Raw genomic sequence first — 10115 nt, 5'->3', positions numbered from 1 at the left:
CTTACTTTGTTGAATTGCGGTAAATGTCCGCGAGCGAACTCTTGTGCGCCACGACCTCGGCGCGAATATCGGCTTCGGCAAGAGCCTGCTTGATTTGCTCAAGCGAAGCTTCCTCCTGGACGCTAATCGAGAACTTGTGCCCGCCGGCTTTCTCGGCATTGGCACTTTTAGACGGAGCGAGCCCCGACGCAATGACGCGGCCGCCATCGATAATGGCGTAGTCTGTTGCCTCCTCTTCCATCTCGGCCAATATGTGTGAGCAGACTATGGCGGTGCCGCCCTCTTTTTCGCGCCACTCGGCAATGAGTTTCCATACCATTTCACGAGCGTTCGGATCGAGGTTCGCCACCGGCTCGTCCAGAATCAAAACCTTGGGATTATGAACAAGGGCACGGACAATCTGCACTTTTTGGCGGTTGCCCAGCGAGAGTGTCGAAAGACGTGACTGGAGCGCCGGGAGTTCCAGGCGTTCGGCAAGTTCCTCCACGCGGGCGCGAGCCATGCCGCTGGGCATGCAGGCGTTTTCACCCATCCCGTAAAAACCCGCAAAGTAGCTCAGGTATTCTTCTATGGAGAGCTTTGGGTAAACACCCGGGTTCTCCAGCAACACTCCATAACAACGCGCATTCAAAAAACCATCCGCATTCCGGAACGCCGGGGCAACGATCAAGTCGCCCGTAAAGCCTTCCCCACCCATTTTTTTTGCCTTGGCGTCGCCGTCATGAGCCGCCCGCGAAAACCGTCCGCACAAAAGCCGCAACAACGTGGTTTTTCCGGCACCGTTCGGGCCGAGCAATGCAAAAAAACTGCCCTGCGGGATTTCAAGAGTCACATTGACCAGGGCATAATGGTCCGCCCCGGGATACTTGAATGCAACTTTTTCGAACTGGATCATTGTGGACCTGGGAACGTATAAAACCTAGTTTAGGCGCAGAATTCCTTGACCGCCTCGGCCGGGTTCTTGATGAGTGCGAAAGCGTCCTTCGTCTGGCGCACCGCCTCCATCTGCACCTTCTCGGATGCACGCTGCAAGTACTGAATGCAACGCCAGTCCGTACGCACGGCGGCAAGCTGCACCGGCTCCGTACGGTCCTTGATACTCACAAATTCGAAAGCATGGTAGTCCTGCTTCACCGCGGCAATCACAACAGCAGCCGACGGACGCACGATATCTTGCAGGGCGTGCCAGTCGCGTTCCACGAGCGCCGCCTGGATCTTTTCGCCCATGAACGGCACGGCCTTGACCGCATCGGCACTCGCACGCACCGCCTCGGCCCACAGGTCTTCGCCCGCATTGTCAATCTTCTTCACGATTTTCCAGTCGCTACGTACCGCGGCCTTGAGCAGGTCGGGGTTCGTCACAAACTTTAAAATGTTCGGGTCGCCGTTCACCGCGGCAAGGAGCGCGGGCTCGTCGAGGGCGTTGAGCGCCGCCTTCAAATCTTCGCAAAGGCCGTTCTTGATGTAGAGAATCGCCTGCACGTTCTGTGCAAACGCCGCCTTCTGCGCGGCGACAGTCGGGTTCTCGATAAGGCTGATGGCATACCAGTTGAGAGCAATCGCCTCGAGTTGCTGTTCTTCGGTCGGGTTCTCGATCTTCTTGATTTCAGTCCAGGACTGCATAAAACCTCTTGTTTATGCAGTAAAGATAAAAAAAGCGGTCCGCCAAACGCGAACCACTTTCCTTAATTTTTCGCACCGAAGGCGCTAATTACTTGTACAGCGGGTGCTTCTTGCAGAGAGCCACGATTTCTTCGCGGATCTTGGCGAGAGCGGCATCGTCGTCCTTGGCCTTGATGCAGCGGTCGATGATGCGGGCCACTTCGCGAGTGTCTTCTTCGTCGAAGCCACGAGTCGTGATAGCGGCAGTACCGAGACGGACACCGGACGGATCCATCGGCTTGCGCGGATCGAACGGGATGGTAGAACGGCTGCAGGAGATGCCGACCTTTTCCATGGCCACTTCGGCTTCCTTACCGGAAACGCCCTTGGAGGTCATGTCCACCACGATGAGGTGGTTGTCGGTGCCATCGCTGATGACCTTGTAGCCGAGCTTCTGCATTTCGGCGCACATAGCCTGAGCGTTCTTGATAACGTTCTTTGCATAGACCTGGAATTCCGGCTGGAGAGCTTCGAGGAATGCAACGGCCTTACCGGCGTTGATGTGGTCATGCGGACCACCCTGCATGCCCGGGAACACGCCCTTGTCGATTTCCTTGGCGAGGGAAACTTCCTTGAGTTCGCCCTTCACCATCTTCTGGATGGTGCGGTCCTTGCACATGATGATAGCGGAACGCGGGCCACGGAGAGTCTTGTGGGTCGTGGTCGTCACGATGTCGAAGTACGGCACCGGAGAATCGATTGCCTTACCGGCGATGAGGCCAGCGACGTGAGAAATGTCGGCCATGGTGAGGGCGCCCACTTCGTCGGCGATTTCCTTGAAGCGCTTCCAGTCGAGGTTACGGCTGTAGGCAGAGAAACCGGCGAGGATCATCTTCGGCTTTTCGCGGAGAGCGATTTCGCGGACCTTGTCCATGTCGATGCGGCCCGTTTCCTTATCGACTTCGTACTGCACGAAGTTGTAGAGCATGCCGGAGAAGTTCACCGGATGGCCGTGAGAAAGGTGTCCACCGTGGTCGAGCTTGAGGCCGAGGACCTTGTCGCCCGGTTTGAGGACGGCGAAATAGACAGCGGCGTTGGCCGGAGAACCGGACAGCGGCTGGATGTTCACGTGGTCGCAACCAAAGAGCTTCTTGCAACGTTCGATGGCGAGGGCTTCCATCTTGTCGATCACTTCGTTACCACCGTAGTAGCGCTTGCCCACGTAGCCTTCGCTGTACTTGTTGGTCAGCACGGAGCCCATGGCTTCCATGACGGCCTTGGAGGTGTAGTTTTCGGAAGCGATGAGCTCGATGCCATATTCCTGGCGTTCGGCTTCTTCCTGGATGATGTTGTAGATTTCCGGATCGGTCTGTTGCAGTGTAGATTTAAGCATTATTGCTCCTTGGTATTTTTGCAGGCCGAAATATAGAAAAACAAGACCCTTCGGGCAACGAGCACGACTCCCCCGAAAGGCCTTTGGGTATAATTATGTCAACAAGTCTATTCGGCTAAATAGTGGGCCCTACCGAGGGCCGCTAGACTCCTTGATGCGCCAAGCCAGGTCCGCATCAGCAAAGTCCATATCGTACTTGTAATCGGGCTTGTAGCCCTTGGCATCGCCATTCAATTCGTCCCCACCAACCGAGAACCAGTTGTCCAGCATCTTGGGGAACCCCTCGGTAGAGGAGACTGGCGTCCATACGCCGTCTTCTTCCGTAAACTGGCGATAAACGACCACGGGCGTCTCGATATTGAAGATATTGTTCTCAATGTAGCAGCGAGCCGAGTCCGTACATTCAACACCGGCGTAATCCACGTCAAGGAAGAAGTTGTTGTAGGCGTGGATAGAACCGAAACGGGAAAGCACGCCGCTATTGCTCATGTTGGCAAAGTAGTTGTGATGTAACGTGAAAGTCTGCGTCGAGTCCACATACAGTTCCGGTTCCAGTCCAAAGAGGATTCCCGACTGCGCATTCTCAAAGCGGCTCCAGGAGACCGTCACATTGTGGGAACCGCGCTTGATGTCCATCTGCACCAGCGGGTAGCTCTCGAAGGTGCAGTGGTCAATCCACACGTAGCTCGTCAAATTGTGGATCGAAAGGGCACGGCGGCTGCTGGTGTCTTGCACCGTGATGGACGGTTCCGTGAACGTGAGGTTTTCAAAAATCAGGTTGCTAGACTCGTTTGTCAAAATGCCCATGCCCGCAATGCGGATGTCACGGCCTCGCCCGTCAATCGTCTTGTTGTTTGCAATGCGAAGCGGCGACTGCAGGTTGTACGTTCCGCTCTTTTCAAACAAAATCCACGTCGCGGTATCCTTGTAGGCGCACTCGCGGAGGGAGCCCGGGGCAATCACCGCGTTCGTCGTGACCTCGAGCGAATCGCCTACTTCGGTCGTATCTTCCACAATCACGTAGTCGTCGGTTGTCGTGACAATGCAAATTTCGCCGATGTTCTTGGCGTCACCCGTCGAATCGATTGGACCGGCGCCACCGCGCACGCCCTTGGCATAGCCCTGGACCTCGGCGAGCAGAGCGTCATGAGCAGCCCAGTCCTTTGAATAAACGCTAACTTCCTTTTGGTGCGGTGTCGCCACAGAATCCAACGAAGTCTTGTCGATACCGCCCAGGTACACATCGTCAAGGAACAAGGTGTCGCCCTTGCCGACATTGAAATCGATGCGGCTTACAACGACCTTGGATTTTGCCATGCCGTAGGGCTTCATGTCGGCGACAGCAATGGAGTACCCCTGCCACACCTTGGAGAGTTCCAGCTCGTAAGTAAAGCCGCTCTCGACACTGTCGGCATCGCCATAGGCAAAACTTACCTGGAGTTTGCCACTACCGCGGGCGCTGAACATGAGGGAATCGAGCGAAGGCAGTTCATAGTCGGTTTTATAGACACCCAAAAGGAATCCAAGACGGCCCGTGGTGCGGGCGCAGCCACCCGAGGCGCAGCCGGCACTACCCGAATAGGCGCGCGTCAAAGTTTCGTCCCAAAGCGGCATCAGATTCTTGCCATCGGCATCGAGCGTGTACCACCAGCCATCACCCAAGATGGATCCCGTTGCCGAGCGGCCGCTAAAGCTCTCGAAATTCTCGACGGCAAAACCACGAGGCGCCCCAAGGCTCACCTCGGGAACAGTCGCCCCTGAGCTCGCCTGGACCGTCACGGAACCGCGGTTACTGCGGCTCTCAATGACAACCGAGAAGTCACCCGCAGGCAAACTATCGATAACGTAGTAGCCCGAGCTATCGGGAACGACAAAGCGTTCCAGACCAGGAATGCGGATAACCGAGGGTCCCTGGCCCGTAGCCACATACCCCTTGATGGTTGTCAGTTCACCTAAATTCAATGTGCCCGAATTATTGGAGGTCCCCGCCTGCAGATCCATCACGGCTCCCACCGCCTTGGAATCCTTGACCTGGCGGGCTTCCACCGTATAGAGTCCAGGTTCCTTTTCAAACGAAGCGTAACCCGATTCGTCGGTTTCGCTCCAGCCCGTAGTATCAAGGCCATCCGACATAAACGCCCCGGGCAGAATGCGAATGCGGGCATGCGCCGCCGGGGTGCCATCGGCAAACTTCACCTGCACGGCAATTGTCGACTCGGCCTCGGTACCACCCGCCACCTTGGAATCGTTGGAACAGGCGCCCAGGGGCAGCAGCGCAAACGGCGCCATGCCAAATAGAACGCGACAAACGAGCTTGCTAAACATGTTCAACCTCCCCACCGGTAACGACGTCACCATCCATGGCGTCCAAAACCTCTTGACCGCGAATGCGGCGTTTGCGGCCGCGGCGTTGCGGAGGCGGATACGGATCACTCAGCGGGAACAACTGTATGCCCAGCTGAAAAACGCGGTTAGGCTTTTCGCAGGCCCCCACCTTTGCCAAGATTTCGCGACGGAACCGGCGGACCATTTCGACCAGCTCCTTGTAGGTGTTCTCATCGCAGCCAAACGCCAAAGTCGAGAGGTTACGTTCCCCACGCTCAAAGCGGTCAATGGCAGTTTGCGCCACAGTCAAGTTCTGCTGGATGTAGGCGTTCACCGCCGTGCTGTAAGATTCCGTGCCACTAGAAATGAGTCCCTGCGTTTGTTCGTAAAAACCTGTGGACTCGTTCTTCTTGATCATGGAAAGGCGTTCCAAAAACGCAATGGAGCTCTTCACCTGGCTCGCCGAAATAGGAGGGCGCACCATGAGACCGAGGGCGGCATCGTCACCCACATACGGGTAAAAAGTCACCAGTTCACGAATAACGGCGTGGTACCAGTGGTCAAAATACTCGAACTGGTCCTTCGCCAGGTCCTCGACGCGGCATTCCTTTGTGGCGACGAGTTTTTCCAAGTACTGGCGGCTCTCCGAATGGTTCTTTGCCTGGTTAAAGGCGACCATGTTGGCAAAATAGGTCTTTTCGCGTTCGTCTCGGCAAAAGATGTCGGCGAACGTCGAAACCAGGCGATCGGTAATATTGCGCTTGCCCTGCAAAATCTTGTTGAACATCGAGGAGTCAAAACCAGCCTTCTCGGCAATATAACGGTGGCTAAAGCGCCAGTCGCTTGCGTGGCGTTCTTCGTAGGCGTCCCTGAGGAAGTCTCTATAATTGAGATATTCAAAAAGATTAATCATGGCAGGTATTCAAAAAAGACATTTTTGCCTATAAATATACATTTTTTTTACATAAGTGTGGACAGAAAAACGCCACAAAAAGTCCACACTTTGAATATGGTGATTTTGCGCACTTTTTTGTGGCAGATTTATTTCTTTATGGCCTGGGTATAGGTTTTACCGTTCAACGTCATGCGTACCAGGTAACGGCCGCTGGGGATGTTCAACCTGTCGATGTACTCCAAAAGCGAACCTGTCGGTACAATGCGCACCTCATCGGCGACGACCTTGCCCAGCGAATTGACCACCTGGATGCGCACCGAGCCTTGGCGGGTTGCGTCAAAGTGCGCCAGCCCCTTAAGAGCCGTTGTACCTGTATCGCCCTGCACCACTGCAGGCTTACAACCCGTGCGGTACACGCCTTTGATGTCAAAGGCAATCATGTCGATATTCGGGCCACCGTCTGCCGAAGCAGAAGCCAGTTTCACCTTAAAGTCAAGAGCATCCACCCACACGTCCTCGACGTAAGCGGTATCCCACTTGTCCCAGCTTCCGGTAGACTTGAATGTCACATCGTACTCACCATTATCGACAGTCAGCTTCATGTCTCGATCCGTGTTTCCTTGGAACGAATAGCGGATCATCACGCGGGCGTTCGATGCGGACTGGTCCGAAGTCACATTGTAGGTAGCCGTGCTGTAGGCGGAATTGTCAAAGTTAAAGAATCCCTGGCCCGTATAGCCTTCGTGGTTTGCCTCGGTCCACCCGTCCCCCACTTCGGGGTTAGCCATGTCGATGGGAGAAGGCCAGGCATCGTCGGCAACACCTTCAAAGCAAATTTTCTGGTCAAACGAACTTGAAGATTCCGGCCCCACGGAACTAGAGGACGTGGGGGTATCACCAGAATTTTCATCCCCGTGCGAAGTCGGCTGGCAGGCGGGCCCACCGTCAAAGACGGCCGTATAGGTCGCGGCGCGGTAGAGGGTCTTTTTCCCGTAGTAGTTCGAATCGGCAGAAAGCTTATTGCAGTCGTCATCGTACCAGCCAACGAACTTCTTACCAAAGCTACCGGGGCTCACATGCAAAGTAAGCGGAGCGCCGCCAGGGAGTTGCTGGTTATGCGTAATGAGGCCCTTGCTGTTCGAAATATTCGCCTTGACCGTAAATGCGTAGCGCGGCTTGAGGGCAGACACAAGCTGCGTCAGGTTCGCCTTGTTGTCGGCAGAGATGTACGATTCATTTTTCAGGGCGCTTTCAAGTTCCTCGGCAATCCACTGACAGTGAGCAATGGAGCCCGATTCCTGGAAGTGCGTCGTTCCGTCGTTGGTGACACCATCCGGGTAATTCGGGTATTCTCCCTTTAGGAACATCTTGAACTGGTAGCGGGAAACATACGCCGGGTCCCAGCTCTTGCTGTAGGCGTTGTAGGATTTGGCATTCAGGTTCACATAGACAGCGCCGTTTTTCTTGGCGAGTTCTTCCATCTTGCCGACAACGTTGTATTCAGTAAAGATATTGCGGCCATTCGCCCCCATGTTCATGTTCATCGGGGTCACGTACACCAGGGTAACGCCCGCCCCTTTAGCCACATCGGCATACTGCTGTAGCCAGTAGCCAAGCGAATCAAAGGGGACCTCACGAGGTTTGCTTCCAAAATAGCGGTCGTTATGCCCGAACTGGACCATCATGATATCGCCCTTCTGGAGATTTTTCTTGACTTCATCCAGGCGGCCTTCCTGCACAAACGTCTTGGAACTACGACCGCCGATAGCGTAGTTCACCACCTGGACGCGGGAACCGTCAAAGAAACTCCCCAGGATCTGCCCCCAGCCCGTTTGCGGGTAGGCGCTATCCTTGTAGTTACAGACCGTAGAGTCCCCAATCACGTGAACCTTGAACGAGGTAGAATCGCTCACGGCAATGCCAGCAAAAACCGTAGCAGCTATGGCAATCTTGAGAATCGAATTCATAGTTCAGTACTCCTTACCTAATCTTTACCCAATTAAAATGACGCACCTGCCCTGCAGAACGAACGACCACATGGTACATTCCCTCTTTTTGGACCATACCATCGAGGCTCATTTTCAGCGAAGCCCCTGCCACCGCCTGCTGGGCAACAAGTCGCCCTGCCACAGAATAAACACTAACCATAAAGTAATCTTTTTTTACGGAAATGTCGCTCAATTTATGAGTTCGCAGGTCTGTAGTGTTCCCAGGATTGGCCGCCGGGTTGCCGGCCACATCGGCCTTGCGACGGACCCCCTCGATACTGAAGGCAAAGGCGTCGATATTCGGCCCTCCATTTTCGGTAAGGCTGATAATCTTGAGCGGGGCCTCGCCGTTAATCAAGTCCAAATCCACATAGGCGGTATCCCAAACGTCCCAGCCACCGGTGGGCTTGCAATTCACGTAGTAGTCGTGGTCGCCCAGGTAAACGTTCACCTTGCGATCGGCGCTGCCGTCAAAAGCGTAGCGGATGCCCATGGTCACGTAGCCCGCGCTCGGGAACACCATGTCGTAGGTGGCGTAGGAATTTATGGCATTGGTAAAGTTGAAGAAGCCCTCGCCCATAAAGCCCTCGTGGTTGCTTTCGGTTAAACCGTCACCCTCCTCTGGATTCGAGGCATCGATGAAGTTTTTCATATCGGTGCTGATATAGGCGACCTCTTCGCTGCTAGAACTTTCGGGAATTACGATTTCGATGGAGCTGGACGAGACCGGGGTAGACGCCTCCGGACACGAGTCTCCGAGTTTTTTGGGAGTACACGTGGGGAACGTCGTCAATGCGGTTCCGTTACCGGTGTACTTTTCGGCGGAACCGCCTTCATACACTGCCGTATATTGCGTGCTCTTGTCACCCATCACGAATGTAATGATGTTGGAGGACTCCACGGTGGAATTGCTGTTCGCAGTCACCTTGTTGCCGTTGCCGTCGTACCACCCGAGGAACTTCTTGCCCTTGGCGTAGGGGCGGGACTTCAAGGTCACCGTCATGCCCTTGGGGTAATAGTTGCTGATGCTCGTGAGGGAATCCGCTCCGGCAGGAGACACCTTCACGTCCACCTTGTACATGGGGGACAAGTAATCGGCGAGCTTCTTTACGATGGGATCCGGATGCACGCGTAGCTGTTCTGTGATGATGCGGCCAAAGCTGTTGGCGCCGTTCTGCTGAAAATGCAAGTTATCGGAGTTGCCGTTCTTGTAGTTGCTGTATTCACCCGCATCCAGCCACACATTCAAAAAGTTGAGGGTGTATTCCTTGCCCAGGGAGAGGAGCAGGTTACGGCTCAAGGTATCCATATCGATGATGGGCACATTCAGGTCTTGCGCAAGTTTACGAGTAAGAATCGGGTAGTTATGGTACGACTCGTAAATGGAATCGTTTACCGCCGACTTGTTGCGAAAATCGCTACGACGCACTGGATTCATGAGGATCGGGTATGCGCCCTTTGCCTGGGCTTCCTGCACCATCTTGGTCATGTAGGTCACGTAATTCGCTTCGTTGCTGTAGTTGCGATCGTTGATGCCAAACTGGATAAACACATAGTCGCCCTTCTGGAGGCCATTCTTGACCGGGTCCCACTTGCCACCCGTGTAGTACGTCTCGGCGGCAGTACCGCCCGCACCGTAGTTCTTGACAGAGGCTAAGCCGGAGTCAAACCAGTATTGGAAATCCTGCCCTATGCCCTGCTTGGGGTAATAGCCCGCATTCCAATCCTGCATGGTGGAATCTCCGCACATGTAGATGGTCACCTTCGCCCAAATGGCAGGCGAAACGAGCATCGACGCAACCACCGCGCTTTGCCAAACTCTACTAAAGAACTTTCCCATATATCCAATCCTTTATCAAAAACCAAAACCCGCCCCAGGGAAGACACTCCTAAACTTCCCCAGGGCAGGCAT

The 10115-nt window shown here is 54.7% G+C and carries 7 protein-coding genes; all 7 read right to left on the bottom strand.

The genetic code is table 11. From position 1 onward, the window contains the following. Position 1: 1 nt before the first annotated feature. The gene (locus BUB55_RS02595) at positions 2-895 is read right to left on the bottom strand and encodes an ABC transporter ATP-binding protein (protein WP_073187951.1); all 894 of its coding nucleotides are present in this window, start codon (positions 893-895) and stop codon (positions 2-4) included. 29 nt (positions 896-924) lie between these two features. After that, positions 925-1623, bottom strand: coding sequence for a hypothetical protein (locus BUB55_RS02590; RefSeq protein ID WP_073187950.1), 699 nt, complete (start codon positions 1621-1623; stop codon positions 925-927). 88 nt (positions 1624-1711) lie between these two features. Then, entirely contained in the window at positions 1712-2995 is a 1284-nt protein-coding gene (gene glyA / locus BUB55_RS02585; RefSeq protein ID WP_073187948.1) for a serine hydroxymethyltransferase, read from the bottom strand. 129 nt (positions 2996-3124) lie between these two features. After that, complete coding sequence (locus BUB55_RS02580) at positions 3125-5320, bottom strand: pectate lyase family protein (RefSeq protein WP_159431920.1); 2196 nt, start codon at positions 5318-5320, stop codon at positions 3125-3127. Further along, the gene (locus BUB55_RS02575; protein ID WP_073187945.1) at positions 5313-6233 is read right to left on the bottom strand and encodes a TIGR02147 family protein; all 921 of its coding nucleotides are present in this window, start codon (positions 6231-6233) and stop codon (positions 5313-5315) included. Before BUB55_RS02575 ends, BUB55_RS02580 begins: the two co-directional genes overlap by 8 nt. Before the next feature lie 128 nt (positions 6234-6361). Continuing rightward, a complete protein-coding gene (locus tag BUB55_RS02570; protein ID WP_073187943.1) occupies positions 6362-8182 on the bottom strand; it encodes an SGNH/GDSL hydrolase family protein in 1821 nt (606 codons plus the stop codon). A gap of 13 nt (positions 8183-8195) precedes the next feature. After that, positions 8196-10043: a GDSL-type esterase/lipase family protein gene (locus BUB55_RS02565; RefSeq protein WP_073187942.1), complete on the bottom strand. Its 1848-nt coding sequence runs from the start codon at positions 10041-10043 to the stop codon at positions 8196-8198. Between the last annotated feature and the right edge of the window lie 72 nt (positions 10044-10115).

Source organism: Fibrobacter sp. UWP2 (assembly GCF_900141705.1).
GTDB lineage: Bacteria > Fibrobacterota > Fibrobacteria > Fibrobacterales > Fibrobacteraceae > Fibrobacter.
This window is presented reverse-complemented; position numbering and strand designations above follow the sequence as displayed.

Coding starts and splice junctions, on each gene's coding strand:
- BUB55_RS02590 (WP_073187950.1), bottom strand. CDS start 1,623: ATGCAGTCCTGGACTGAAATCAAGAAGATCGAGAACCCGACCGAAGAA.
- BUB55_RS02580 (WP_159431920.1), bottom strand. CDS start 5,320: ATGTTTAGCAAGCTCGTTTGTCGCGTTCTATTTGGCATGGCGCCGTTT.
- BUB55_RS02570 (WP_073187943.1), bottom strand. CDS start 8,182: ATGAATTCGATTCTCAAGATTGCCATAGCTGCTACGGTTTTTGCTGGC.
- BUB55_RS02565 (WP_073187942.1), bottom strand. CDS start 10,043: ATGGGAAAGTTCTTTAGTAGAGTTTGGCAAAGCGCGGTGGTTGCGTCG.
- BUB55_RS02595 (WP_073187951.1), bottom strand. CDS start 895: ATGATCCAGTTCGAAAAAGTTGCATTCAAGTATCCCGGGGCGGACCAT.
- BUB55_RS02575 (WP_073187945.1), bottom strand. CDS start 6,233: ATGATTAATCTTTTTGAATATCTCAATTATAGAGACTTCCTCAGGGAC.
- glyA (WP_073187948.1), bottom strand. CDS start 2,995: ATGCTTAAATCTACACTGCAACAGACCGATCCGGAAATCTACAACATC.